The organism is Pseudomonas sp. 2 (assembly GCF_056627435.1).
In genome coordinates this window covers 273,632-300,263 of the sequence record NZ_JBWXNG010000005.1, presented here as the reverse complement: position 1 = coordinate 300,263, position 26,632 = coordinate 273,632, and the positions used below count along the sequence as shown (strand labels likewise).

The window sequence follows — 26,632 nt, the reverse complement described above, 5'->3', positions numbered from 1 at the left end:
CCCGTTGCCCGAGGCTGACATGCAACAAGCCGATCCATCGCCGCTGATCTCCCAGGAAGACCGCTACCGCGTGTTGGTCGACGCGGTCTTCGACTACGCGATCTACATGATCGACACCGCAGGCCTGGTGCGCAGCTGGAACTCCGGTGCGCGACGGATCAAGCAGTACGACGAGGCAGAGATCCTCGGCCGCTCGTTTTCGCTGTTCTACACCGAAGAAGACCGCGAGGCCGGCATGCCCGCCCGGGCCTTGCAGATCGCGGCCACTTCGGGGCGCTTCGAGGGCGAGGGCTGGCGGGTGCGCAAGGACGGTACCCGATTGTGGGCGTCGGTGGTCATCGATCCGATCTACGCCGGTGATGGCTCGTTGATCGGTTTTGCCAAGGTCACCCGCGATCTCACCGAGCGCAGGGCCGCTCAGGAAGCGCTGCGCTACAGCGAGCAGCAGTTCAGCCTGCTGGTTCAGGGCGTGACCGACTACGCGCTGTACATGCTCGACCCGACCGGCATCATCACCACCTGGAACGCCGGCGCGCAGCGGATCAAGGGCTATGAGCCGGTCGAAGTGATCGGCCGGCACTTTTCACTGTTTTTCGAACCTGCCGACGCCCAGGCCGGCATGCCCCAGCGCTCGCTGGAAATCGCCGAGCGCGAAGGGCGTTACGAGGGGCAGGGCTGCCGGGTGCGCAAGGACGGTTCGCGGTTTCTCGTGCATGTGGTCATCGACCCGATTCGCAACGACGCCGGGCGGATCATCGGGTTTGCCAAGATCACCCGCGATATCACCGACAGCGTCAAGGCGCAGACCGCACTCAAGGAAGCCCGCGAAGCGCTGTACCAGTCGCAGAAAATGGAATCCATCGGCCAGCTCACCGGCGGCATCGCCCATGACTTCAACAACCTGCTGACGGTGATTCTCGGCAGCCTGGGTCTGGTCAGAAAGCGCCTGGGCGATGACCCGAAAACCCTCGCGTTGCTGGAGAACGCACTGGCCGCCGCCCATCGCGGCTCGTCCCTGACCCAGCGCATGTTGGCGTTTGCCCGCCGTCAGGAACTGGACCCCACTTCGGTGGACGTGGTGGCGCTGGTGCGCGGCATGTCGGAATTGCTCGGCAGTTCGCTGGGGCCGCGCATTCATGTGGAAACCCGTTTTCCGCTGATGCTTGCGCAGGTGTTCGTCGACGCCGGGCAACTGGAAATGGCGATCATGAACCTGATGATCAACGCCCGGGATGCTATGCCCGACGGCGGGAACATCATCGTGTCGGCGGCGCAAGTGATGGCGGATCAGGCCGGTGAATCCGGCGTTCAGGAACCGTTCGTGTGCATCTGCGTGACCGACACCGGCACCGGAATGGACCCCGCCACGCTGCAGCGCGCAATGGAACCGTTCTTCACCACCAAGGGACTGGGCAAAGGCACAGGGCTCGGGCTGTCGATGATCCATGGGCTGGCTGCACAGTCTGGCGGCAAACTGCTGCTCAAGAGCGAGCCAGGCCATGGAACGACCGCTGAGCTCTGGCTTCCGGTCTCCACAGCCATGCCCGGCCAGATGAGCGAGGTCGTCAGCCAGGCTGAACCTGCGGAGCAGTCACGCGCACTCAAGGTGCTGTTGGTCGATGACGATCCATTGGTGCTGCTGAACACCCGCGCCATGATTGAGGACCTTGGGCATCAGGTCGTATCGGCCAGCGAAGGGGCACAAGCGCTGGAGATGATTGGCCAACAGCAGGGTTTCGACCTGGTGATCACCGATCAGGTCATGCCGAACATGACCGGATCGGAACTGGCTCAGCACATCAGGGCACTGTTTCCAGCGCTTGCGATCATCATCTGCTCCGGATTTGCCGACTCGCCGTCGGTGGCTGCATCAGGGCTGCTGCGGCTGCCCAAACCGTTCAACCAGACAGACCTCGCCCGTGCCTTTTCTCAGGTCTGGCCTGGGGGCAGGTGCACAGCGGTGTCCGATCCTCGCCCCGCACTCAAGTGAGCGGCGCGACACCTGGGTAGTGACGAAGACGATAGGCGTTGGTGACCTCTCTTAATGTGACCAACGCCCGTACGACTGACTGCGTCTGATCGACCAGGCGATCCCTGTCGGCGAGCAATGTGGACGCTTCATCTTCCAGTTCATCGATTGCGTTATTCAACTTGAGCATCTGAGTTTTGACGAATTGGTGCAAGGTGCGGATGTCATTTTCCAACGTCGTCAGATCCACTTCTCGAATGGGAGTGGATGCTTGCTGAAACTCGCTGAGTGCAGACAGGATCCCAAGGTTTCGTTCATTGAACGCTTTCCCCACCAAGGGTGCGGCTATCGATTTGAAGGCCTTCTTGAATATTTTGTCTGGGGTGTTGGCCGCTTTGTTTTTGGACAACGCCGATCTCACAATCCTGGCCGGATCCATTTCCGCCCCGGTGATGTGAAGTCTGGATGGCTGCAGATCGTACGCCTTGATGAACGTGGCAAAATATTTGCCGACGCGCTTGTCCACGTAGGTCTTGCCTAACGCTCCCCCTGCCAGTGCCCCGATAGTTCCTCCCAACATGCCTCCGGCCACAGCGCCCACGGTGGCGCCTGCACTTTTGCCAACGGTACTCACTAGCTGTTTCACAAACACCGTGCTCATACGCTGACTGACAGCCGTCAGACGGCCAGCCATCGATTCATGGTGGCGGATGGTCGGTTCTACGCGGGCGGCTTGCGCGGTAATGACTGAGAGCAGTTTTCGATGTCGGCTCATTCTCAACTTGATCTGCTGGGCCTCTTCACTCAGCAATCCGGTGCGATCCAGTCGGCAGACAGGATTGCCGCTGCTCATGCGATAAAGATTCAAGCCTTCCACTTCGCCTGCCGGGTCGGGGCTCATCCAGCGTTGCAGCCAGGGTGCGTAATATCTGAATCCGTAATAGTACAAGCCGGTCGCGTCACGCTCTTTTCCCGAATAACGCATGGTCTTGTATCTCGCATCAGTCACGCTCCTGGCGGCCCACCACGCCGTACCGCCATAGGGGTAGTAGCTTTCCTGGCTGAGCAACCGGGCGCACTGGTCCAGTTCCAGTACGCTGCTGCAACTGTGATCGCTGAGACTGTAGCGCAACTGCGCGTTGCCCCGACGTCGGGACAGCGCTGCGTCCCGATATAGCTTGCGTACGCTGGTGCGGCCCAAGCTGACGACGGCGACGGATAAACGATGTTTTCTGGTTGTGGTTCGAATTTCGAGGCCTGGCAGGTAGCGGGTTTCACTGACCTGTTCGCGACTCCCTGCCTTGACGCTGCATAACTTGCGAATGCGCTGCCCGGCGCTGTCGTAGGTATAGGTTTCGTGGTTGTTTACGGACCCCTGGTGTGCCCCTTGCGTGAAGCTGTGCAATTGATTGCGGGCATCCCACGTCAGGGTTTGCCTCGGTGCCAAAAGGCGCTGATTGCCATTGGCGTCAAAGCTCTGGTTGAAATCAATGGCTGAGCCGTCATCGAGCAGGCTGCGGTTGCTGTGTGCGTCGACGATCATCCGGCGAACGTGGAGATGACCGGGTCCTGCGTCATGTGTGAGCCGGATCAGGTTTCCTGCCGGGTCGTAATCATAGGTTTGGGTGTAGTTACGCCAGCGACTATCGTCTTGAGCGCCAAAGATGACCAGGCCTGCCAGTTGCGGCCCGATGGTCTGTGAAGCATTCTCACGGCCGGTGGCCTGGATCAATTGATACAGCGTGTCATAGGAATAGACATGCCTGGCTTGAACGCGTTGCTGGGCGAACCATTGCACGGGCTGCGCATCGTCCTGAACACAGCAGATATTACCCACCGGATCGTATTGATAGGACAGATCCTGGAGCGCCTTGCCCGAGGGGTGAGTGGTCTTGAGCCTGACGAGTCGGGCTTCGTCAGGCGAATAATGTGCAGCCGTCACAACACCGTTGCCGAATTGCTCGATGTCGATCTGGCCATACGCGTTGTACTGCGTGCTCTTGAGTGGTTCTGCGTCCAGAGAGATCGAGTCGGGCTGCCCCGCGAGGTTGTATCTATAACGCTGGATGTGCCCCAGGGCGTCGATTTGCTCGACGATCGTCCCTGTCGAGTCATACCGCCACTGAGTGGTGTAACTGACGGGTTCCAGATCGCTGGACGAATCGGGCCATTGCGGGCGTGTGAGCGATGCGAGCAGGCGCCGAGACTCGATAATGGGCTGGCCCGACAATGAAAAACCTTTACGTTCAACGCTACCCGCGCTGTCGTAGTGGCGGACCAACTGGCCACGGCAGTTGTCATGCCAGTCTTCGTTCGCCCTGGCGTAATGCCGGCGCTCGACGCACTGGGCACAAGCGTCGATTGCGAGCTGCTCAAACACCGCGATGCGGCGCAGGCAGCCGTCGTACTCGAAGCTCTGGTGGGTCAGACGGCCATCCCATGTCTCGCGTACTGATGCTGCGCAATCGTGCAGGGTCACTCGCCAGCCCGAATCAGTACTTCGTGAACTCAGAACCTGTCCCGAGAGGCTGCACTGGGTGACTAGATTTGGCATCGCCTGCGCCTGAATCGGCGTGGCGTCGAGCCTGCGAGCATCCCACTGCCGGGTGTCGAACACCCTGGTGGCGAAGCTCTGACGCTGTATGCGCTCCGTCGCGTCCTGGCTCACGGTTTGTCGATGGTAATCAATCGTGCGCACCACGAGGTCGCGCGGATCCCTGACCGTCAAGCGCGGTGTGTGTCGATGCAACAGCGCCGTCATGGATATCCACCAGAGGCCCGAAGTGACTAAAGCTTAGTACACCGCTGCCCCGCAGAGGGGCGCGGCACGACGGGACGATACGGTCAGCGGTTGAAGCGCTCGGCCAGGCTGTGCAGGTACTGCGCCATCTGCTCCAGCTCGCGACTGATGCTCGAGCCTTGCTGGGCCTGGCCGGCGCTTTGATCGCAGAGCTGGGCGATGCGGTTGATCTGCTGGTTGATGCTTTCTGCGACGTGAGTCTGCTGCTCAGAGGCTGCGGCCATTTGCTGGCTCATGCCGGTGATGCGCGTCACCGCCTCACTGATGCCGCTCAGCGCCTGCTGGACCGCCTCGACGCTGGCCACGCTTTCCTGGGACATGGCCTGACCACGGGTAGCGGTGGCCACCGCACGGCTCGCACCCTCGCGCAATTCGCCGATGATTCCCTGAATCTGCTCGGTTGAGGTCTGGGTACGTGAAGCCAGTGAGCGGACTTCGTCAGCGACCACCGCAAAGCCGCGCCCCTGTTCGCCCGCACGGGCCGCCTCGATCGCTGCGTTGAGCGCCAGCAGGTTGGTCTGCTGGGCGATGGCGTTGATCACGTCCACCACGCTGCCGATGGACTGGGTCGCCCCCGCCAGCTCGCCCACCGCCTGGCCGATTTCAGTGACCGAGTTGGCCATGTGCCGGATCGCCAGCAGGCTGTCGTCGGCCAGTCCGCGCCCCTGCTGGGCCAGGGTGTCGGCTTCCTGGGCCGCGTGGGCGGTGTTCTGCACGTTGTGCGTGACCTCTTGAATGGTCGCTGCCATCTGGGTGATGGCGGTGGCCGATTGATCGGTCTCGCTGCGCTGTTGATCCAGCGCCACGGCCTGCAACTGCGAGAGGCTGGCAGACTGCCCGGCGCGTTGCTTGACGCTCTCGCCTGCGTCGGCCAGGCGGGTGAGGGCCGTTTGCAGGCGCGCCTCCTCGCTGACCAGCGCCAGATCCAGTTGCGCCTGAGGGCCGCGGTTGTCGCTGTAGGTCAGGGCGATCAGCGGGTCGGTGAAGGCCTTCGGATGCTCATCGAGCAGCGTCTGCAGGGCCTTGCGCTGGCGCAGCTCGAGGGTCGCGCTCAGTGCGATCAGCGTCAGCACCATCACCACCAGCTCGACGTGGTCGGACAAAAGATAATTGCAGAAGCCCAGCACCACGGCGGCGATCACCAGCGGCAACTGGCGCAGCAGGTGATAACGCAGGGTACTGGCCTTCGACACCGCAGACTTGCCGTCCCGCAGCCGCGCATACAGGGCTTCGGCGCGGCGAACCTGATCGCGCGTGGGCAGCGAGCGGACCGACTCGTAGCCGGCGATCTTGCCGTTCTCGTAAATCGCCGTGACGTAGGCGCTGACCCAATAGAAGTCGCCGTTCTTGCTGCGGTTCTTCACCACGCCCATCCAGGGCTTGCCTTGCTTGATGGTCTCCCACATGTGGGCGAACACCGAGGGCGGCATGTCCGGGTGGCGCACCAGGTTGTGCGGCTGGCCGATCAGCTCTTCGCGGGTGAAGCCGCTCAGGTCAACGAAGGCGTCGTTGCAATAGGTGATGCGGCTGGAAAGATCAGTAGTGGAAATCAGCCGCTCATGGGCGGCAAAAGTGCGTTCCTGCTGGGTAACCGGCAAATTCATACGCATGGATCGTGTCATCCCTGAAAGCTGAACAGTGCGTCGAAATAGGTGTAGCACAACATTGCCCAATGAGCGCAAAGCGCCAGCAGGGCGGGTGGCTAAGGTGTCGCGGCTGTGGATGGGTCCACACAAATCGCAGGCAGAAAAAAAGCCCGCTGGGGAAGACGGGCTTTAAAGAGGATCAAAAGGAGTGGGTTTAGACTGAACCCCGAGGCGTGAATATTTTGTGAAAACCGATTTATAACTAATTCTCATTTGGAAAATGGCGACGAACGGTCATTTTCACGGGCTCATGCCTTGCGCGAGCCCGGGTTCTGCCAGAACGCAGGGTCGGCGTTCTTGAGCCGTTCCACCGCGTTGTGGATGTGGGTGAGGGCGGCGAAGCGTGCTGCGTCGGCATCACCTGCAGCGATGGCGTCGTAGATGGCGACGTGCTCGATGCGTACGGTGCTGGCCATTTCGCTGCGGCGTTCTTCGTTGGAGCGGGTGATGCGGATCGCCTCCTTGACGAACTGCGCGATGAACTCGTGCAGCGACGGATACAGCGGGTTGCCGGTGGCGTGGGAGATCGACAGGTGAAACGCCAGGTCTTCTTCGACGCCATCACGGCCGGCTTGTTCGGCTTCGTCGATGGCCTTCAACGCGCGCTCGATGGCCGCCAGTTCTTCGGGAGTATGCCGCTGCGCCGCCAGCGCGGCCGCTTCGCCTTCGATGCCGCGCCGCAGTTCAGTGACCCGCAGCACCGCCTCGATCGAACCGCTGACGTCCAGGTCGATGGTGAACGCCTTGATGTGCGCGCCTTCGCTGACCACCGTGCCGCTGCCCTGGCGCACTTCCACCAGCCCCGCAGACTTGAGCCGGGAAATCGCCTCGCGCACCACGGTGCGGCTGACGCCATAGCGCTCGCAGAGCACAGGCTCGGTGGGCAGGCGCGAGCCGGGCAGGGCTTCGCCGCTGGCGATGTGCGCCTTGAGCGCCGCGGTCACCTGATCGGCCAGGGTGCCCTTGGAGGCGTCCTTCAGCGCGGGCGCCGGATTGTGCGGTAGAGAAGGGTCGAGCGGGGCCATGGCGATCTCTTGCTGCAAATCAGCGAACGTTACTGCATTTGGGCGTCGGCGTCCTGTCTCGAATCGCCATTGAATTCGTATGACGTATTATGTTACTTGTTTTGTCGCGCACCGTTCTACCCCCAAAGACACCCACTACAAAAACAACGGGATGGGAAAGACATGAGTGAATCACTGGCTCAAGATGTGATCGGCACGTCCGCTGGCGTGTCGGAAGACGCGGCCTACCGCAAAGCCGCCTGGCGGATCCTGCCGCTGCTGTTGCTGTGCTACCTGATGGCCTACCTGGATCGGGTCAACGTCGGGTTCGCCAAGCTGCAAATGTCCGATGATCTGCATTTCTCCGAAGCGGTGTACGGCCTGGGCGCCGGGATTTTCTTCATCGCCTACTTTCTCGTGGAGATCCCCAGCAACCTGATTCTGCACCGGGTTGGCGCCCGCTTGTGGATCGCCCGGATCATGATCAGCTGGGGCGTGATTTCGTCGTGCATGGCCTTCGTGACCACGCCGATGTCGTTCTACATCATGCGGTTTCTGCTGGGCCTGGCAGAGGCGGGGTTCTATCCCGGCGTGATCCTTTACCTGTCGTACTGGTTCCCCTCGCACCGGCGCGGCAAGATGTTCGCGCTGTTCGCCACCGCAGTGCCACTCTCCGGCCTGATCGGCGCGCCGCTATCGGGCTGGCTGATGACGGCTTTCGACGGCGCCCACGGTTATGCCGGCTGGCAATGGCTGTTCTTCATCGAGGGGCTGCCGTCGATCCTGATCGGGATCGTGGTGATCTTTTGCCTCAGTGACCGGATTTCCCACGCAGGCTGGCTGAGCCGCGATGAAAAGGCCCTGCTGCAGTCGCGCATCGATGCCGAAAGCCACGTTCATGAATCCCACAGCGTGCGTGAAGTGTTCCGCCAGCCGCGGATCTGGCTGCTGACTGCGATCTACTTCTGTCTGATTGCCGGCTTCTACACCGTGGGCTTCTGGCTGCCGACCCTGGTGCGTCAGGCCGGGGTCACGGATGTGCTGCAGATCGGTCTGCTCACGGCCATTCCCTACGGCGCCGCGGTGGTGACCATGATGCTGGTGTCGCGCAACGCCGATCGCCTGCGCGAACGGCGCTGGCACCTGGCGCTGACGGCGATCGTCGGCGGCATCGGCATGATCATTTCGGCGACCTGGAGCGACAACTTCACTCTGTCGATGATCGGCCTGACCCTCGGGGCGATGGGCGCGTTGAGCACGCTGCCGCTGTTCTGGCCGCTGCCGACCGCGTTTCTCGGCGGCACCGCAGCCGCGGCCGGGATCGCCCTGATCAACTCCTGCGGCAACCTGGCCGGTTTCGTCTCGCCGTACCTGATGGGCTTTCTCAAGGACATGACCCAGAGCACCACCATCGGCATGTACGTCATGGCCAGCGCGCTGTTCCTGGGCGCGGCGTTGATCTTCCGTATTCCTGCAAAACTCGTGAATCGCTGAGCATTAGGAGCAATCGATGAATATTCTCGTGACCGGTGCGGCCGGCTTTCTGGGCCGTCGCCTGATCGAAGCGCTGCTCGAACGTGGCACCTTGAGCGACCGCCAGGGCGTGAGCCGCAACATCGGCAAGATCGTCGCATTCGACGTGGTGCCCTTGAGCGGCATCAACGACGCCCGGGTGCAGGTGGTGTGCGGCGACATTGCCGACCCGCAGACCCTGGAAACCCTGGTGAACGCCGACACCGACAGCATCTTCCATCTGGCGGCGGTGGTTTCCAGCCAGGCCGAACAGGACTTCGAGCTGGGCATGCGCATCAACTTCAGCGCGACGCACAACCTGCTGGAGCGCATTCGCCAGCTGGGCACTTGCCCCAAATGGGTGATGACCAGCTCGGTGGCGGTATTCGGCGGGCAACTGCCGGCGCAGGTCGAAGACGATCAGGTCTGGGCGCCGCAAAGCTCCTACGGCACCCAGAAAGCCATGAACGATCTGCTGCTGGCCGACTACAGCCGCCGTAGATTCGTCGACGGCCGCAGCCTGCGCATGCCGACCATCGTGGTACGCCCCGGCAAACCGAACATGGCCGCGTCGAGCTTTGCCAGCGGGATCATTCGCGAGCCGCTCAATCGCCTGGAAAGCGTCTGCCCGGTGGCGGTGGAGACGCCCTTGTGGCTGATGTCGCCCAGCCAGGCGATCGCCAACCTGATTCACGGCCACGAGCTCAAGGCGCAGCTGTTGACCCGGGGCAGGGTGATCAACATGCCGGGGCTGTCGATCACCGTCGAGCGCATGATCGATGCCCTGCGCCGCACGGCAGGGGACGACGTTGCCGCGCGCATTCGGCTGGAGCGCAACCCGGCCATCGAGCGCATCGTCGGCTCCTGGCCAGGCTCGTTCACTGCGCGCTATGCCAGGGACCTGGGGTTTACCGCCGATCACGACTTTGCCGATGTGATCGGGCAGTTCATGGCCGAGTATCCGCCCGTGTCTGCTTGAAGACTGTGCGCAAGCGACCTGTGGATGTCGCTTGCGCGTATAGGTTCGTGGCGTGCAAACGTGCTCTAATCACCCCCACTCAAGTGGGGGTAGCGCCCGATCACGGCGCGTCCCTCGATACCCTCGGGCTTTCACAAAGGGCTGTCATGGATACGGGGTCACGACTCAAGTTAGTGCGGGAAAGCTACAAGATGTCCCAGCGGGAGCTGGCCAGACGCAGCGGCGTCGCCAACGGCACGATCTCGCTGATTGAGTTGAATCGCGTCAGCCCCTCGGTCAGTTCGCTGAAAAAACTGCTCGAAGGGTTTCCCATGACCCTGGCGGACTTTTTCTCGTTCGACCAGCCACCACAGGAACAACGCTACATCTTCCGCGCCGGCGAGCAGCCGGACCTGGGCCGGGATGGCTTGCGTCTGTTGTTGATCGGCGCCTCGGTGCCCAGCCGGCAGATGCGCATGCTGCGCGAGCAATATGCGCCCGGCGCCAGCTCAGGGGCCGAGCCGATCGTCCACGCCCAGGGCGAGGAGTGCGGGCTGGTCACCCGGGGCACCATCGAGCTGACTGTCGACGGCCAGATCAGCATCCTCACGGCAGGCGACGGCTATTACTTTCCGACCACGCTGCCGCACCGGTTTCGCAACATCGGCCAGGATGAGGCGGAAATCATCAGCGCCAACACCCCCGCCAACTTCTGACGAGGCGTTTTTTCTGCGCAGCGCGATTTAGAGATCCATGGCGTAGAAGCGCGTATCGACCACCATCAGCGGGAAACTGGATGGCAGTTCCTGCTGGTCGATCAGCCTGAAACCGTGTTTCTCGTAAAAGCGGTGGGCGGCGAGAAACTTCGCCGTGGTGCCGAGGAAGATCCGCTTCACGCTGCGGGCCCTGGCGGCTTCGATCAGGCATTCGAGCAGTTGCCTGGCAACGCCCAGTTCACGACCGCGCCACGGTGCACCGACGAACATCTTGCGCAAGGCCACATCGCCGTTGCCGATGTCCTTCAAGGCGATGGTGCCGACCACCACGCCATTCTCCTTGGCCACCCAGAAATCCCCGCTGCCGGTCTGGTAGAAGGCCGGAATCGCCATCAGGTCCGGCTGATCCTGGGCGGTGATCGCGATGCCGAATTCTTCGCGCTGGATCGGCACGATCAGGTCAACGATGCCGTGCTCGTCACCGGCGGCGTAACGCTCGATGCGGATGTCTTGCTGTGTCACTTGAAGCTCCTTGGGTGCTTTTTGCCAGTACGCGATAGTGCCCGGCATGACGCGGCGGGTAAACCGCGGGCGTGCCGCTCGCGCAAATTCATCGAACCCTCGGCGCAGGGCGGATTCGACATGTTTAGGTCATGACCGATTCGTGGCCTGAGCGAGGTGCACATGAACCGTTCAACAGGCATTGCCGGCGGTACCGAAAACGCAGTGAATTCCATCGAGCCGCTGGAGCCGGGCAGGCCGGACGTCATTCCGGTTCCGCCCGTCGAAGACATTGGGGGAGACGATGATATTCCGCTTGAACCTGACGACGACGCGCCGCTGGAGAAAGACGTCGAGAAGGTCGAAAGAAACAACACTTTTGTCCAGGAACACCCGGGAGAAATCTGACGACGCACACCCCGTAGCAGTCCGGCTTGTCGGCGATAGCGATCTTGCGGACGCTGTCGCCGGCAAGCCGAACTGCTACGGGGGGCGTGGTATTGGTCAGGCTTTTGATTCTGGCCGCAGGCCGTGGGAGTCCAGCTTGCTGACGATCTGGCGCGAAGCGGCAGTAAGACCTGCGCATGCGGTGTGTCTGACACGGCCAAGGCGTCTGGATGTGCTGCCGCTGCGCGGCAGATCGCCGGCAAGCCGGGCTCCCACGCCCTGCGGGCAGAAGCGGATCGTGTTGCTTTTGTGCGTCCGGGCGCTACTGGTCGTGATGAAAACAACCATCCCGTAGCAGTCCGGCTTGCCCAGCGTCCGCAAGATCGCTATCGCCGGCAAGCCGGACTGCTACGGGGTTTTGTATTGTCGGTGCGTGAGGGCTTACTCGCTGGCGAACTCGGCACGCAGTTGCCGGGCGGCGATGTCGAATGCTGCTTTCATCTGCTCGATCACCGGCTCGTCATGCTCGAAGGAAATATAGATACGGCCATAGGGCGACGGCATCATCAACACACCGGCTTCACGCAGGGCCAGGTGCAGGGCCTTAGTGAAGGCCGGGTTGGCGATCTGTGCGGCTTGTTCATAGGTCTGCGGCGCTGCGGCGGCAGGCCAGATGCCGAACACGTTGCCGTAGCCGCTGGTGGCGATGGCGATGCCTTGGGCCTTGAAAATACGCTCGATGGCCAGGCGCAGGTGCTCGCCGCGCTGGATCAGCTGTGCGTAGTCCTGCTGGTCGAGCAGGGCGAGGGTGCTAGTCACAGCGGCGCAGGCCAGCGGGTTGCCGCTGAAGGTGCCGCCACGGGCCACCCGGCCTTCCTCGAAGCCCGCCAGGATGTGCGGCTTGCCGACCACCGCCGACACCGGCACGCCGTTGCCGATGGCCTTGCCGACGCTGGCCAGATCGGGGTCCAGTCCGTCACGCAGGCCCGCCAGGCCGGCATACAAACGAAAGCCCATCAGCACTTCGTCGCAGATCACCAGCGCGCCGTGGCGATGAGCGACTGCCTGCACATGCTGCAGGTACCCGGGCAACGGCATGATGCAACCGGCATTGGCCAGCATGGGTTCGAGAATCACTGCGGCGATGTCATGGTCCTCGGCGAACAGGCGCTCGACATCATCGAAATCGTTGAAGCGCAGCAGCGTGGTGCGCTCGGTGGACGGGCGCGCGCCGTTATCGAAGCTGGCCTCGCTGGACGTCACGTTGCCGTAGCTGACGTCGTCGAACCAGCCGTCGAAACCGGCAGCCATCTTGGCGATCTTGCCGCGGCCGGTGTAGGCACGTGCCGCGCGACACGCCAGGTGTACCGCTTCGCTGCCGGAGTTGGTGAAGATGACTTTGCTCAGCTCGCCGGTGTGCCGGGCCAATGCGCTGGCGGCGCCATGTTCGCGCACGTGGGCCCAGGACGGCGACGCGCTGTCACCCAGGGCCTGAGCCACGCAGGCATTGACCGAGTCGTTGGCATGCCCCAGCAACACGGCGCCGAAGCCCAGCGCGGTATCGATGTACTGGCGACCCTTGTCATCCCACAGCCAAGGCCCCTTGCCGCGCTGGATGAACAGCTTTTCGCCGTTCAGCTCCGGCAGGATGCGCGCTGCACTGGAGACATCGCCCACTAAGTTAGCCATTTTCAACCTCGAAATCCGGACGTTCATCTGCAGCCTCGCGGCTGCTTCACAGAAATTGGGAGGGGCCCCATTTGGGGCCCGGTGTGTCTTGGAACATTCAGCCGCTTGCGTTCTTGCGCCTGAGCGTCAGTTGCGCGCGATCCAGGCGTTGAAGCGCTCGGTCAGCGATTCGCTGTTGTCGACCCAGAACTCGACATCCAGTGGCAGGGCCGCTGCCAGGTTGTCCGGGGTGGTCGGCAGGTCGGCCTTCAGCTCAGCCGGTACGAAGTCGTTGGCCTTGGTGTTCGGCAGGCCGTAGGCGATGAACTTCGGCAACTTGGACAGGTTCTCCGGCTTGCTGGCGAAGCCGATGAAGTCCATGGCGGCGGCCTTGTTTTCACTGCCCTTGAGCACGGTCCAGGAGTCGATGGCTGACACGCTGCCGTTCCACAGGAATTTGAAGTGCTTGCCTTCGTTGCGGTTGAAACCGGTGATGCGCCCGTTGTACGCCGAGCTCATGACCACATCGCCCGCCGAGAGCATCTGCAGCGGCTGCGCGCCGGCTTCCCACCAGACGATGCTGGATTTGATGCTGCCCAGCTTGGCGAAGGCGCGGTCAACGCCTTCCGGCGTGCGCAGGACCTTGTAGACATCGGCGGGCTTGACGCCGTCGGCGATCAGGGCGAATTCCAGTGAGTATTTCGGCCCCTTGCGCAGGCCGCGCTTGCCCGGGAACTTGGTGGTGTCGAAGAAATCGGCCCAGGAGGTGGGCGCGGTTTTCAGTTTGTCGGCGTCCCACGACAGGCCGGTGTTCCAGACGATCGCCCCGACGCCGCAGTCGTGCACCGCCTCAGGGATGAAGTCGGCCTTGTTGCCGACCTTGGCCCAGTCGATTTTCTCGTACAGGCCCGACTCGCAGCCCAGGGCCAGGTCTTCGGATTCCACTTCGACCACGTCCCAGCTCGGGTTGCCGACCTTGACCTTGGCGTCCAGTACGCCGACGCCGCCATCCCAGCTCTGGTCGAGGACTTTCTTGCCGATCTGCTGGCCGAAGGGGACGAAGAAAATCTCCCGTTGCGCGTCCTGGAAGTTTCCGCCCCAGGACACGATGGTCAGGTCGCGGGCGTTGGCCGACTGGGCGGCTGCCAGACTGGCAACGGTGAACGCGAGAGCGGCTAAAGCGTGGCACGGCTTGTGCTTCTTGTGCATTTGAAACCTCGACGCAGAGTGTGGGTGTTGGGTGGTAAAAATAATTACCACTGCCGATTCTGCGAGGCAAGTCTTATTTCTCTGCGCGCCGCAAATCCCTCTATCGCCGGCCTGCACGGCGCCCTCGATGCACACCGCTGAACCCCATCGCGCACCTGAAGCGCCCGCACGAACCCATTCGCTCAGCCATGCTGCAACCTGACGCTGTTACTTTTGCGCTTGTCAGCTGACGCGTGTTGGTGCGAAATACCCAGCGTGGTGCGCAAGCCCGTGCAGCGCGCCCATGCGAGCGAGTCCATGCGAGGAACAGAATCCGTGACAGATACGCCGGCGATCAGCCGCAACCCCCACGCGCCGGAAGAGCCGGTCGAACAAGGCGCAGGCGAAGACAGCGCCTCGGTGGGCGCACGCCTCAAGGCCCTGCGCCAGAGCCGCGGCCTCTCGATTCGTGGCCTGGCCGAGCTCGCCGGTGTGCCCCACGCCACGCTGTCGATCATCGAACGCGACAAATCCAGCCCGTCGGTCAGTATCCTCAAGCGCCTGCTCAAACCGCTGAACGTTACCCTGAGCGTGTTCTTCTCCGATTCGGCGGTGGTCGACCGCGCGGTGTTCTATAAGGCCGGCGACCTGGTGGAGCTGGCCGACGGCAAGAAACTGTCTTATCGGCAAGTGGGCGCGAACCTGGCCAACAGCTCGATGATGATCCTGCACGAGCGTTACGAGCCCGGTGCCGACACCGGCCAGGAAGGCGAGGAGCTGTATTCCCACGAAGCCGAGGAGGGCGGCATCATCATCGAGGGCCGGCTGGAAATGACCGTCGGCGATGAGGTGCGCATCCTCTCGGCCGGCGATGCGTACTACTTCGACAGCCGCTTGCCGCACCGGATGAGAAACCCGTTCGACGAAATCTGTGTGGTGGTCAGTGCGGTGTCGCCTCCAACGTTCTGATACAGGCCGTCACGCCCATGGGTGTTGTTCGAGCTTGCGTTGCAGGAAGTCGCGAAACACCCGAATGCGCGGGCTCAGGTGTTTGCGGTTCGCGTGAATCAGATACACCGGCTCCTTGCCTGGCAGGTTGAAGTCCGCAAGCAAAGGTATCAGCCGGCCCTGTCGCAGGTCCTCGCCAATGTGAAACTGCGCGAGCTTGACGATGCCGGCACCGCCCAGCGCCATTTCCCGCAGCAGATCGCCCTGGCCGAAGACCGCCTTGGGCGTGATCGGCACGGTGCTGATCTGCCCTTGGCCGTCGACGAACTGCCAGGTGTTCCAGGCGCTGGTGAAGCCGAAGTTGAAGCAGTCATGGGCCAGCAGATCCTCGGGGCGTTGCGGCGTGCCCCGGCGCGCCAGGTAGTCGGGCGAGGCGCAGGTCACCCAGGCGCTCTCGCCGATCTTGCGCGCCACCCGCGACGAATCGGCCAGGCCGCCACTGTGAATGGCGATATCCAGCCCCTGATCGAACAGGTCGACGTACTGCGGCCCCACCTGCACATCGACCGCAAGGCCCGGATACAGCGCCAGAAAATCCGGCAGCCAGGGCAGGATCTGATGCTTGGCGAAGGTCGTCATGGTGTGGATGCGCAGCGAGCCGCTGACCCGGTCCGGGAACGCCTCGGCCAGTGAGTCGGCTTCGGCCATGGCCTCGATCACCGCCCGCGCACTCAGCAGATACGCCGAACCTTCCTCGGTCAAGGTCAGCGCGCGAGTGCCCCGCTGGAACAGGCGCACCTGCAAGCGGTCCTCAAGGCGCGTGATCAGCTTGCTGATGGCCGACGGCGTCAGGTTGTTGGCCCGCGCTGCGGCCGAAAAGCTGCCATGTTCGGTCGCCCAGATGAAGGCCAGCAGTTGTGAGTAGTTATCCATCTGCATGCTCGCGACAGGCTAGGGTTGGCACGCAGCCTGCCAGCAAACGAGGTCCGGAACAACCGGGCAGGGCAGCGTCTGAATCTTGCCCATCAGCGAATGAACTGCTCAACGTAGTCGTCTGGCAAACCCAAGGATTTGTAGTGCTTGCGCGCCGCTTCGAGTTTGGTGAAGACGTCCTCGTAACCGACTGCAACGCCCTGTGGGTCGACATAGGTGTAGCCGCCCTGGACGTGGAACCAGGTGATCATTTCATCGACGCCTTCAGGCACGAACAGGGTGTGGGTTTCGCCCGGCGGTTCATAGGCGAAGGAGCCTTGTTCGGCGACCCAGTCGTGCTCCAGGTAGTACCAGCGCCCCTTGAGTACCAGCGCATGCACGCCGCCGGAATGGCGGTGGCGCGACAGCACGCCACTCTGGCGTACACGCAAAAGATTGATGTAGTAACCGCCAGTGGTGCTCAGCAGCAGCGGCTTGAACGACACCGAAGCCGTCACCGGCACCCACAGGTTGTCATCCTCCAGCCAATGGGTCAGCACGCCAGGGTGCACCATGTCCGGGGTCATGTAGGGCACTTGTGGCAGTTGGTAGGGAATCGCGAGTTCGTCTGGCTTGGCGGCTGTGCTCATCGGCTTCATTCCACGGAGATGATGGGAATCCCTGATCTGGGGTCGGGGTGGGCACAGAGTAGGCTAGCGCCACGGGTACAGGAATCCCTCGCAGGGCACAGCAGGTGTGAATTCTCGTCACAGCATTGGCGCTTCGCCTCGACTCATCCGATAGAAACAGGCAAGAGTTGCAGACTTTCAGCCTTGGAGCCGTGCACCAAGGGCACTAACATGAGCCTCGCGCGGTGCATGTGTGACTTGGCACGCCGCCGATCGTGGAGATTGAACATGCTTGATAACGCCAGGCGTACCCGGCGCATGGTCCAGTTGATGGAACAGTTGGCGCCGCTGGAGGGCTACAACCTCAGTGCGCTGGACGATGTGCGCTTCTTGCGCTGCAACCGCCCGCTCACCCGCACGCCGGTGCTGTACGACCCGGGCATCGTGATCCTGTGCCAGGGTCGCAAGCGTGGGTATCTGGGCGATGACGTATACGTCTATGACGCGGAGCATTATCTGGTGGTGTCGGTACCGGTACCGTTCACCATGGAGACCGACGCCAGCGAAGAGGAGCCGATGCTGGCGGTGTACATGCGCCTGGATTTCAAGCTGGCTGGCGAGTTGATGCTGGAGATCGACCAGGCATCCGGGCCTGCCCACGCCGAACCCAAGGGCATGTACGCCTCAAGGATGGATGACCCTCTGTACGACTCGACCTTGCGTTTTCTCGAGGCGATGAGTCATCCGGTCGAAGCGCCGATCCTCGGGCCGTCTCTGGTTCGTGAAATCTACTACCGCATCATCACCGGGGAGCAGGGCGGTTCGATGCGCGCGGCGCTGAGTAAACAGGGGCATTTCGGCAAGGTGACCCGCGCCATTCGCAAGATTCACAGCTGTTACCAAGAGCGGCTGGACGTGGAATCCCTGGCCGAGGAAGCGAGCATGAGCGTGCCCAATTTCTATCTGCATTTTCGCACCGTGACCGACACCTCGCCGATGCAGTACCTCAAGTCGACGCGCCTGCATCAGGCGCGACTGCTGATGCTGCGCAACGACATCACAGCGTCTGCAGCAGCCTTTGACGTGGGCTACGAAAGCCCCTCGCAATTCAGCCGGGAATTCAAGCGTTTCTTCGGGCGTACGCCCCAGGCGGAAATCCAGTGGATGAAGGCGACCTATGCGTTGCCTGCACCCAGCGGACCGTCGGAGTATGTGTCTTCGCACTGACTCGCGCGGGGCCACAGCACCCCGCGCTCAGGCCGTAAGCAGCTGTTCCAGGTACTGCGCAGGCGTGCTGCCCAGCAGGCTGCGGAACATGTAGATAAAGGCGCTCGCGCTTCGATAGCCCAAGGCGTGGGCCACTTCGTTGATCGAGCTGCCCTGGGCCAGGCGGCACACGGCTTCGTCCACGCGGACCTGCAGCCGCCACTGATGGAAGGTGACCCCGGTTTCTTCCTTCATGCGCCGCGCGAGGGTGCGGGCGCTGGCGCCGATGCGCTCGCCCCATTCATCGAGGGTTTCGTTGTTCTGCGGGTACTGCAAAATGGTGTCGCAGACTTTGCGCAGGCGGCGGTCGCTGGGCATCGGCAAGTTGCCGGTCTGCGGCGTGGACTGCGCCAGCAGCTGGATCAGCAGGTCACACGCCAGCTGGCGCGGCTGCTCGCCCGTCACGCTGCTGGCGTTGAGCATCAGGATCAGCTCGCGCATCAACGGGGTCATGGTCAGCACGCAGCATTCATCCCAGCCCCAGGTGACGACATCCGGGTCGAGGTACACGGAGCGCATGGCAATCTGCCCGACCATACGCACTTCATGGGTAATGCCCGCGGGGATCCACAGCGCGCGCATCGGCGCCAGGGTCCAGGCGCCCTTGTCGGTGGACACGCGCATCAATCCGTGAGGCGAGTACATCAGCTGGATGCGCTCGTGGGAGTGCGGCTGCTGGCGCGCGCCCGACACATAGTCGAACGCCCGGACCACCAGTGGACCGGCATCATCGGCAAACTCCTTGTAAGGGCTGATGGCGGTTTTTTGCGGGGAATGCTCAGGAGGGAAAGAAATCTGCCAATTCTGTCCTTTCATCGATATTTGTTGTCCTGAAGCAAAGTAAACGGACTGGCAAAATTAATGCAAATGACATTCGTTTTCAATTGCCAGAGCGTTCCGTCCATGAGCAAACGTAGCACCGATTTCGCAAAGCCTGTAGCCCAGACTCGCTCCGGCGCGCTGCCGCCGCTGTTGCTCGCCCCGCTGATGCTGGCGGTCGCCACGGCGCATGCACAGACGCCTGCTGCCACGACCCTGCCTGCAACGACGATTTCCAGCGACCTGCTGACGGCTGATGCCGCGACCACTGAAGGTTCGGGCAGTTACAAGCCAGCGCTGGTGACCGTTACCAAAACCGCGGCCGAGCTCAAGGACGTGCCGTCGTCGGTGACGGTGATCACCCGCCAGCGCATGGACGATCAGCACATGACCTCGGTAGAGGACGCGCTGCGCAACACGCCAGGCATCACGGCCATCAACTATGGCGACGGCACCAGCTATTACCAGTCGCGCGGCTACCCGGCCGAAGTGCAGTTCGACGGTTTGCCGGCCAACAATGGCCTGCAGTACCTGACCCAGTTCGACCTGGCGATGTACGACCGGGTCGAGGTGCTGCGCGGCCCGGCCGGTCTGCTTCAGGGCTTCGGCAGCCCGGGCGGTACGGTGAACCTGGTGCGCAAGCGCCCGCAGGACGTATTCGGGCTGACCGGCAGCGTGTCGGCGGGCAGCTGGGACACTTACCGGACCGAAATCGACGTCACCGGGCCGCTGACCCAGAGCGGCAATATCAAAGGGCGCTTCGGCGTCAGTGCCGAAGATGGCAACGCATTCGTCGATCACAGCAAGTCGGCGCAGAATCTGGTGTATGGCTCGCTGGCGTTCGATCTGGATGACGCCACCGAGCTGACCGTCGGCGCCTCGCACCAGAAGGTCAATCTGGACGGTATCGATTACGGCCTGGGCACCTACACCGATGGCAGCTTCATCGATTCGAAGCGCTCGGGTTTCTACGGCACGCCCTGGAGTTACAGCGACACCAGCTTGAACGAGCTGTATGCCGACCTTGTGCATCGGTTCGACAACGGTTGGCAGAGCCGCACGGCGGTCAACTACCGAACCTCGGACGTGCAGTCCAAATACGGTTATCTGGACGGCCCGGTTGACCCGTCCGACAACACCGACGACTACTGGATGCAGCGTCAGCACGACCAGTATCGCTGGCTGGGGATCGACTCCTTCGTGAATGGGCCGTTCCAGTTGTTCGGTCGGACTCACGAATTGATGCTCGGCGCCAACTACGCCAGCGTGCATCAGCGCAGCGTATCCGGCGGCGTAGCGGGGGATCGCACCGGCATTTTCGACATCATCGAGCCAGAGCCGGACATCCCGTATGACTTCGGCCGGCGCTCGGAGTCGACCCAGTACGCCGCCTACGGACAAGTCACCTTCAAGCCGAGCGATGCGTTGTCGGTGATTGTTGGCGGCCGCCAGAACCACTATGAAAGCTCGCGCAAGGGCATCCTTCCGGTGGAGAGCGACCGGGTGAATGACCCCGACCAGAACAAGTTCACGCCGTACGCCGGTGTGGTGCTGGCGCTCAATTCGTGGCTGTCGGCCTACGCCAGTTATTCGGACATCTTCACCCCGTCGCAGACGTTCCAGACCACCTTCAACGGCGACGTGCTCAAGCCGCGCACCGGCAAGCAGTACGAGTTGGGCCTCAAGGGCGATCTGTTCGACGGGCGCGCCACGGCGTCGGTGGCCGTGTTCCAGATCAACGACAAGAACCGGGCGGTTGCCGACGATGCCCATCCGACGTACTGGGTCGCCCAGGGCGAAGCGCGGACCCGTGGTTTCGAGGCAGAAATAAGCGGCAAGGTCACGCCGAACTGGGACGTCCAGGCCGGGTACACCTATCTGCAGACCGAACTGCGTGGCGACGCCGCCAGCGATGGCAGCAATCAGGACCCCGAAGAGCCCAAGCACCTGGTCAAGCTGTGGAACACCTACCATTTCGACGGCGACCTGCTGAACAAGTGGCGGGTAGGCGGTGGCGTGCGCGCCCAGACCCGAACCACCCGCAACGATGTCAGCTGGCAGGGCGGTTACGCCGTGGTCGACGCGCTGGTGGGTTATGAGATCGACAGCCACTTCGACGTGGCGATGAACATGAACAACCTGCTCGATCGCACGTACTATGCCCGGGTGCCGTCCAGCTACTACGGCCTGTACGGTGAACCGCGCAACACCACCCTGACCCTGCGGATGAAGTACTGATCAAGCATGCCTTCTGAAAATACCACGTCCGATTTGCTGCCCATCCCCACGCGCGCACCGTTCGCCGGATTGCTGACCCTGCTGCGCGGCAGCCGCTGGTTGTTGCTGTGCGCGGCCGTGGCGAGCCTGGTCAGCGGTTTTGGCAGCGCGGCCATGGTCGCGCTGATCAACCAGGCGCTGGCGGCGTCGAATGAGGAACTGGGCAGGCTGGGGCTGCAATTTCTTACGCTGGGCGTGGCCGTGGCGGTGCTGCGGCTGGTGTCGCAGACCGCCTTCATGCACTTGGGGCAACTGGCCAAGGCCACTGTGCGAGTGCACACGATCCGGCACATCGCCAACGCCTCGTACCCGCACCTGGAGCGCCATGGCGCGGCGCGGCCGCTGGGAATTCTGACCGGCGATCTGGACACGCTGGTGGTGTTCTTTCTCAATTTGCCGACCATCGTCATGCAAGGGGCGGTAATCAGTGGATGCCTGGCGTACCTGGGCTGGTTGTCGTGGCAGATACTGCTGTTCGCGCTGCTCTCGATCGGCGTCGGGGCACTGGGCTATCTATTGGTCAACAGCCGGGCGCTGGCGCTGCTGCGTGCTTCCCGTGAACGCGAAGATCAGTTGATCCAGCAATTTCGCGCGCTGTTCGACGGCGCCAAGGAACTCAAGCTGCATCGCCAGCGCCGCGAGCGTTTTGTCGGCGACACACTCAATCCGCACATCGAGGCGGTGCGGGTGCAGCGTACCCGGGGTTACGTGCTGTACAGCGTGGCGTCGAGCTGGGGCAATCTGGCGCTGTTCGCGTTCGTCGGCGTGACCCTGTTCGTGCTGGCCCGGTTGTACGAGGTCGACCGTCAGGTGATGTCCGGATATGCGATGACCTTCCTGTACATGCTGCTGCCGATCGAGGCGCTGCTGGGCGCCTTGCCGTCGCTGGGTTCCGCGCGCATCGCGCTGGAACGCATTGCACGTCTCGAAAGCGAGTTGCCGCTGGAGCCTTCATACAGCGAGGCTGTGCAAGGCGCGATGGGCCGCATCGAATTGCGTGGGGTCAGCCATCGGTACTTTCGCGAAAAAGAGAACGGCTTCTTCATGCTCGGGCCGATCAACCTGGCGTTCACGCCAAGCCAGATCACCTACCTGATCGGTGGTAACGGCAGCGGCAAGACCACCCTGGCCAAGCTGCTGGTGGGGCTGTACGAGAGCGAAGAGGGAACGGTGCTGCTCAACGGCGCTGCCGTGGACGGCGACGGACGCGATGCCTATCGGCAACGGTTTTCCACGGTGTTCAGTGATTTCTTTCTGTTCGACAGCCTGCTCGGCGTCCTGCCCGAGCACCTGGAAAGCCAGGCGCGCACTTTGCTCCATGAGCTGCAACTGGAGCACAAGGTCAGCATCGAGAATGGCGCGTTCACCACCCTGAATCTGTCCCAGGGCCAGCGCAAACGCCTGGCGCTGCTGGTGGCGCTGCTGGAGGACCGGCCATTTTATGTGTTCGATGAATGGGCCGCCGATCAGGACCCGGCTTTCAAGGAAGTGTTCTACCGGCGCCTGCTGCCGGATCTGAAAGCGCGAGGCAAGGCGGTGCTGGTGATCACCCATGACGATCGATATTTTCCGCTGGCCGATCGCTGGATCAAACTCGAGGGCGGACAGGTGATTGCGGACACCACCCAGCTGGCCTGCGTCGAGGAGCCGATGCGCGGATGACCATCATCGAACGACAACCCGCCACTGACAGGGCCAGCGAAGTGGACACCCCGGCACTCTTCCAACTGCAAGGCATCAGCGTCAGCGTGGGCACACGAGTGCTGTTGCACCCGCTGGATCTCACCCTTGCGGCCGGACGCATCTACGGCCTGGTCGGCCACAACGGTTCGGGCAAGTCGACCCTGCTCAAATTGCTCGCTCGCCAGCTCACGCCGACGTCGGGCCTGTCGAGCCTGGCCGGGCAGCCCGTGCAGCAATGGTCGGCGAAATCATTCGCCCGCCAGGTCGCCTACCTGCCGCAGCAGCCACCGGCCGTCGACGGCATGCGCGTGCGCGAACTGGTGGCGTTGGGGCGCCATCCCTGGCACGGTGCGCTGGGAAGGTTCGACACTCAGGATCACCGGCATGTCGAGCAGGCGATGATCGCCGCGGATGTCGCACACCATGCCGAACGGACCGTGGACAGCCTGTCGGGCGGCGAACGGCAGCGCGCCTGGATGGCAATGCTGGTGGCGCAGGATTGCCGCTGCATGTTGCTCGATGAGCCAACGTCCGCGCTGGATATCGGTCATCAGCTGGCGCTGCTGGAACTGGTGCGCAGCTTGTGCCGCGAGCGTGGCATGGGTGCAGTGATCATCCTGCACGACGTCAACATGGCCGCGCGCTTCTGTGACGAGGTGATCGCCCTGCGTGACGGTCGGCTTCTCTTGCAGGTGCGCGCCGATGAAATCCTCCAGCAGCCACATCTACAGGCCATTTACGGCGTACCGATGGGTGTGTTCGTCGATCCGCTCAGCGGCCGTTCGGTGAGTTTTCCGCGATGAGCCAGGCTCTTACCCGGCGGCATGTCCTGCACACCATGCTCGGCCTGTGTGCCATGCCCTGGCTGGCCCAAGCGCAAGGGCAAGGCGCGCCATCCGCGCCGCAACGCATTGTGTCGATGAGTTGGGAGTTGACCGAAACCCTGTTACTGCTGGGGCACGTGCCCGTGGGCCTGTCGCTGCCCGACTGGTATCGCAACACCATGGTCGAGCCTGCACTGCCTGACGGCGTGGTCGACATCGGCTTGCTCTACCAACCGAATTTCCAGGTGCTGCTGGCGCTGGCGCCGGACCTGATGATCCTCACGCCCGGCCATAGGCCATTGCAACCGGCACTGGCGCGGCTGGGGCCGACGCTGACGTTGGGGACGTACATCGGCGCGCCTGATCCTTGGCCGGCCCTGCTGCGGGATACCCGACGCATGGCCCAGGCATTGAACAGCCAGGTGCAAGCCGAAGCCGTCATTGCGGCCACCGACAACCTGTTCTCCGAGATTCGACAGCGCCTGAGCGGCCAGCCCGGTCGCGCAATACTGGTGGCGGACATGATCGATGAACATTACCTGCGGGTGTATGGACCGGGCAGTCTGTTCGATGCCGTGCTGGGCAAGATCGGCGTGACCAATGCGGTGTCGCCGGCCAACGACCTGGCGGTGCAGGGCAGTGGCTCGGCATTGATTCCCGTGCAGCATCTGGCCCGGGTGCAGGGCTGCGAGCTGTTGCTCAGCCCGCTGGCGCCACGCCTGTCGGCTGCCTTGCAGGACAACCCGGTGTGGCAGGCGCTGGCGCTGGTGCGTGAAGGCCGCGTGTCCGCGTTGCCGGTGATCGCGCCGTACGGTGGGCTGCGTTCCATGCAACGTTTTGCCCTCGCCGTGGAGCAGGTTCTGCTCCCTGCTGCCGATCAGGAGAACGCCAGTGTCTGACAGAGCTTCACAGGATAACGCCCGCGGGTGTCTGCTGCTCTCGATGGGGTTGTTGGCGATGGCTGCGGTGCTGGCGCTGTTGCACCTGCATGCGGTGTTGGGTGACGGCGCCTGGCCCAGCGCATTGCTCGCGCCGGATGCCCGGGACATAAGCCAGTTACTGGTCCATCAGGTTGTCCTGCCCCGGATCGCCATGGCGTTGTTGAGCGGGGCCGCATTGGGGCTGTCCGGGGTTCTGCTGCAGCAGGTCCTGCGCAACCCGCTGGCCGAGCCGATGACCTTGGGCATCTTCCCCGGCGCCTACCTGGCGCTGGCGCTCTACACCTTGTTCATGCCGGACGATGTCAGTCTCGGGCGCGAAGTGGTGGCGCTGTTGGGCGGCGGCGCGGCGATCCTTCTGGTGTTGCTGCTGGCCTGGCCGCAACGCCTGGCACCGCTGGCGGTCATTCTGTCGGGCATGGTGGTCAACCTGTATTGCGGGGCGATCAGCCTGGGGATGGCACTGGTGCATTTCGACCTGCTGCTGGGGTTGCAGATCTGGGGAGGGGGATCGCTTGAGCAGTCCGGCTGGTCGCCCAGTCGGCATTTGCTGCTTTGCCTCGCGGGGTGCGGGTTGGTGGTGTGGCTCATCCGCCGCCCGCTGCAACTGCTCGACGCCGGCGAGGGAACGGCGCGCAGTCTGGGGCTGAAGGTCGGGCGCCTGCGTTTGGTCGCACTGCTGCTGGCGGTCGTGCTCACGGCGCTGGTAGTGGCACAGGTGGGCGTGATCGGTTTCCTTGGCCTGGCCGCACCTGCGCTCGCGCGAATGCTGGGCGCACGGACCCTCACTCAACGTCTGTGCTGGACACCCTGTATCGGCGCGGCATTGCTGTGGGCGACCGATCAGATCGTGCTGTTGCTGTCGTCGATGTCCCCTTTTACCGGGCACGTCATACCGACGGGCACCGTCACTTCGCTGCTGGGCGTTCCCTTGTTGGTGGCGTTGCTGCCGCGTCTCAAGAGCCTGGGGGCCGTACACTGGAAAACCGTCTGGCCGCAACGCGCCGGCCTCGGCGTGCCACGGGCCCTCGGCCTGGTCGGCTTGCTGCTGCTCGGCGTGTGGTTGTCGTTCATGTTGTCCCGTACGCCCGATGGCTGGCGCGTCGCGAGCCTGGCCCAGGTTGAGGCGCTGCTGTTCTGGCAACTGCCCCAGACCGTCGCCGCCCTGGCTGCCGGGGGCTTGCTGGCGCTGGCTGGCGGGTTGCTGCAACGACTGACCGGCAACCCCATGGCCAGCCCTGACTTGCTTGGCGTCAGCGCAGGCGGCGGGCTGGGCGTGGTGGTGCTGGTATTTACCGTCACTTCGCCGTCCGCCGGCTGGCTGTTGCTTGCCTGTCTGGCCGGCGCGCTGTCAGCCCTCGGGGTGCTGTTGTGGTTCGGTCGCAAGGCCTTCACTCCCGCACGCCTGCTGCTCGCCGGCATCGCGGTGAGTGCGTGGTTTCAGGCGATCGTCAGCGCGGTGCTGTCCAGCGGCGATGCTCGGTCGGAGCAGGTCCTGCAGTTGTTGATGGGGTCGATTTATTACGTGCCTGCGTCACTGGCCTGGCTCAGTGCCGTGGTGCTGTTGCTCGCGCTGGCGTCGTTGCCACTGTTGGCGCGCTGGCTGACGGCACTGTCGCTGGGCGAGGGCGGAGCGGCGAGCATCGGCGTTCCGGTAAGGCGAGTGCGGTTGTTGATCGTGTTGCTGGCGGGCGTCTTGACGGCGATGGCGACGCTGCTGATCGGGCCGATGTCGTTCGCGGGTCTGCTGGCGCCCCATGTCGCGCGCCTGCTGGGGGCGCGCAGAGCGTTGCCGCAATTGCTGGTGGCGACGCTGTTCGGGGCTGTGTTGATGGTGCTGTCGGAGTGGCTGGGGCGGCAATGGCTGTTCCCGCAACAGATGCCGGCCGGGCTGGTGGCGACCCTGCTGGGCGGGCCTTATCTGATCGCCCTGATGCTCGGTCAACGCCGGATCGATGCCCATTGAGCGCGGCGTGAGAAGACGCCG

Annotated in this window: 21 protein-coding genes; 12 read left to right on the top strand and 9 right to left on the bottom strand. The window is 63.1% G+C overall.

From position 1 onward, the window contains the following. Nucleotides 1-19: 19 nt before the first annotated feature. Nucleotides 20-1,990 carry a hybrid sensor histidine kinase/response regulator gene (locus tag AC1MEK_RS11035; protein WP_480396421.1) on the top strand — a complete coding sequence of 657 codons (1,971 nt, stop codon included), beginning with the start codon at nucleotides 20-22 and terminating at the stop codon, nucleotides 1,988-1,990. On the opposite strand, the gene AC1MEK_RS11030 is transcribed toward AC1MEK_RS11035, so the two are convergent. From AC1MEK_RS11030 to AC1MEK_RS11020, 3 genes are all read right to left on the bottom strand, one after another. Then, nucleotides 1,983-4,730: an RHS repeat-associated core domain-containing protein gene (locus AC1MEK_RS11030; protein WP_480396310.1), complete on the bottom strand. Its 2,748-nt coding sequence runs from the start codon at nucleotides 4,728-4,730 to the stop codon at nucleotides 1,983-1,985. The genes AC1MEK_RS11035 and AC1MEK_RS11030 overlap by 8 nt on opposite strands. Nucleotides 4,731-4,813: 83 nt before the next feature. Beyond that, entirely contained in the window at nucleotides 4,814-6,379 is a 1,566-nt protein-coding gene (locus tag AC1MEK_RS11025; RefSeq protein WP_480396309.1) for a methyl-accepting chemotaxis protein, read from the bottom strand. A gap of 284 nt (nucleotides 6,380-6,663) precedes the next feature. Continuing rightward, nucleotides 6,664-7,440: a FadR/GntR family transcriptional regulator gene (locus AC1MEK_RS11020; RefSeq protein WP_480396308.1), complete on the bottom strand. Its 777-nt coding sequence runs from the start codon at nucleotides 7,438-7,440 to the stop codon at nucleotides 6,664-6,666. A 162-nt stretch (nucleotides 7,441-7,602) separates the two neighbouring features. Between AC1MEK_RS11020 and AC1MEK_RS11015 the strand changes: the two genes are divergently transcribed. The 3 genes from AC1MEK_RS11015 (at nucleotide 7,603) to AC1MEK_RS11005 (ending at nucleotide 10,605) form a co-directional block, all read left to right on the top strand. Next, complete coding sequence (locus AC1MEK_RS11015; protein WP_480396307.1) at nucleotides 7,603-8,913, top strand: MFS transporter; 1,311 nt, start codon at nucleotides 7,603-7,605, stop codon at nucleotides 8,911-8,913. 16 nt (nucleotides 8,914-8,929) lie between these two features. Next, on the top strand, nucleotides 8,930-9,910 hold the full coding sequence (gene denD, locus AC1MEK_RS11010; RefSeq protein WP_480396306.1) for a D-erythronate dehydrogenase: 981 nt from the start codon (nucleotides 8,930-8,932) through the stop codon (nucleotides 9,908-9,910). Between the two features lie 146 nt (nucleotides 9,911-10,056). Further along, nucleotides 10,057-10,605, top strand: a complete 549-nt coding sequence (locus tag AC1MEK_RS11005) for a cupin domain-containing protein (RefSeq protein ID WP_274130975.1) — start codon at nucleotides 10,057-10,059, stop codon at nucleotides 10,603-10,605. Between the two features lie 27 nt (nucleotides 10,606-10,632). Here AC1MEK_RS11005 and AC1MEK_RS11000 read toward each other — a convergent pair whose 3' ends face one another. After that, nucleotides 10,633-11,127: a GNAT family N-acetyltransferase gene (locus AC1MEK_RS11000; protein ID WP_480396305.1), complete on the bottom strand. Its 495-nt coding sequence runs from the start codon at nucleotides 11,125-11,127 to the stop codon at nucleotides 10,633-10,635. A gap of 162 nt (nucleotides 11,128-11,289) precedes the next feature. Between AC1MEK_RS11000 and AC1MEK_RS10995 the strand changes: the two genes are divergently transcribed. After that, the gene (locus AC1MEK_RS10995; protein ID WP_480396304.1) at nucleotides 11,290-11,514 is read left to right on the top strand and encodes a hypothetical protein; all 225 of its coding nucleotides are present in this window, start codon (nucleotides 11,290-11,292) and stop codon (nucleotides 11,512-11,514) included. 420 nt (nucleotides 11,515-11,934) lie between these two features. On the opposite strand, the gene AC1MEK_RS10990 is transcribed toward AC1MEK_RS10995, so the two are convergent. Together AC1MEK_RS10990 and AC1MEK_RS10985 are read right to left on the bottom strand one after the other, a co-directional pair. Continuing rightward, nucleotides 11,935-13,182 carry an aspartate aminotransferase family protein gene (locus AC1MEK_RS10990; protein WP_480396303.1) on the bottom strand — a complete coding sequence of 416 codons (1,248 nt, stop codon included), beginning with the start codon at nucleotides 13,180-13,182 and terminating at the stop codon, nucleotides 11,935-11,937. A gap of 126 nt (nucleotides 13,183-13,308) precedes the next feature. Further along, a complete protein-coding gene (locus AC1MEK_RS10985; protein ID WP_480396302.1) occupies nucleotides 13,309-14,370 on the bottom strand; it encodes an ABC transporter substrate-binding protein in 1,062 nt (353 codons plus the stop codon). Between the two features lie 315 nt (nucleotides 14,371-14,685). Between AC1MEK_RS10985 and AC1MEK_RS10980 the strand changes: the two genes are divergently transcribed. Next, entirely contained in the window at nucleotides 14,686-15,318 is a 633-nt protein-coding gene (locus tag AC1MEK_RS10980; RefSeq protein ID WP_480396301.1) for a cupin domain-containing protein, read from the top strand. Between the two features lie 9 nt (nucleotides 15,319-15,327). Here the strand turns inward: AC1MEK_RS10980 and AC1MEK_RS10975 are convergent, their stop codons facing one another. Continuing rightward, nucleotides 15,328-16,230 (bottom strand): LysR family transcriptional regulator, encoded by a 903-nt coding sequence (locus AC1MEK_RS10975; RefSeq protein WP_480396300.1) that lies wholly within the window; start codon nucleotides 16,228-16,230, stop codon nucleotides 15,328-15,330. 92 nt (nucleotides 16,231-16,322) lie between these two features. Continuing rightward, complete coding sequence (locus AC1MEK_RS10970) at nucleotides 16,323-16,859, bottom strand: 2,4'-dihydroxyacetophenone dioxygenase family protein (protein ID WP_480396299.1); 537 nt, start codon at nucleotides 16,857-16,859, stop codon at nucleotides 16,323-16,325. Between the two features lie 267 nt (nucleotides 16,860-17,126). Here AC1MEK_RS10970 and AC1MEK_RS10965 point away from each other — a divergent pair, with 267 nt between their 5' ends. After that, on the top strand, nucleotides 17,127-18,065 hold the full coding sequence (locus AC1MEK_RS10965) for an AraC family transcriptional regulator (protein ID WP_480396298.1): 939 nt from the start codon (nucleotides 17,127-17,129) through the stop codon (nucleotides 18,063-18,065). A gap of 27 nt (nucleotides 18,066-18,092) precedes the next feature. Here AC1MEK_RS10965 and AC1MEK_RS10960 read toward each other — a convergent pair whose 3' ends face one another. Then, complete coding sequence (locus AC1MEK_RS10960) at nucleotides 18,093-18,920, bottom strand: AraC family transcriptional regulator (protein WP_480396297.1); 828 nt, start codon at nucleotides 18,918-18,920, stop codon at nucleotides 18,093-18,095. Nucleotides 18,921-19,007: 87 nt separating this feature from the next. Here AC1MEK_RS10960 and AC1MEK_RS10955 point away from each other — a divergent pair, with 87 nt between their 5' ends. From AC1MEK_RS10955 to fhuB, 5 genes are read left to right on the top strand one after another with little or no spacing between them, the layout of a single operon-like run. Further along, nucleotides 19,008-21,161, top strand: a complete 2,154-nt coding sequence (locus AC1MEK_RS10955) for a TonB-dependent siderophore receptor (RefSeq protein ID WP_480396296.1) — start codon at nucleotides 19,008-19,010, stop codon at nucleotides 21,159-21,161. A gap of 6 nt (nucleotides 21,162-21,167) precedes the next feature. Next, the gene (locus AC1MEK_RS10950) at nucleotides 21,168-22,862 is read left to right on the top strand and encodes a cyclic peptide export ABC transporter (protein WP_480396295.1); all 1,695 of its coding nucleotides are present in this window, start codon (nucleotides 21,168-21,170) and stop codon (nucleotides 22,860-22,862) included. Next, on the top strand, nucleotides 22,859-23,686 hold the full coding sequence (locus AC1MEK_RS10945) for an ATP-binding cassette domain-containing protein (protein ID WP_480396294.1): 828 nt from the start codon (nucleotides 22,859-22,861) through the stop codon (nucleotides 23,684-23,686). The genes AC1MEK_RS10950 and AC1MEK_RS10945 overlap by 4 nt, the downstream gene beginning before the upstream one ends. Next, a complete protein-coding gene (locus AC1MEK_RS10940) occupies nucleotides 23,683-24,606 on the top strand; it encodes an ABC transporter substrate-binding protein (RefSeq protein ID WP_480396293.1) in 924 nt (307 codons plus the stop codon). The genes AC1MEK_RS10945 and AC1MEK_RS10940 overlap by 4 nt, the downstream gene beginning before the upstream one ends. Further along, a complete protein-coding gene (fhuB, locus tag AC1MEK_RS10935) occupies nucleotides 24,599-26,611 on the top strand; it encodes a Fe(3+)-hydroxamate ABC transporter permease FhuB (protein ID WP_480396292.1) in 2,013 nt (670 codons plus the stop codon). The genes AC1MEK_RS10940 and fhuB overlap by 8 nt, the downstream gene beginning before the upstream one ends. The last annotated feature ends 21 nt before the right edge of the window (nucleotides 26,612-26,632 follow it).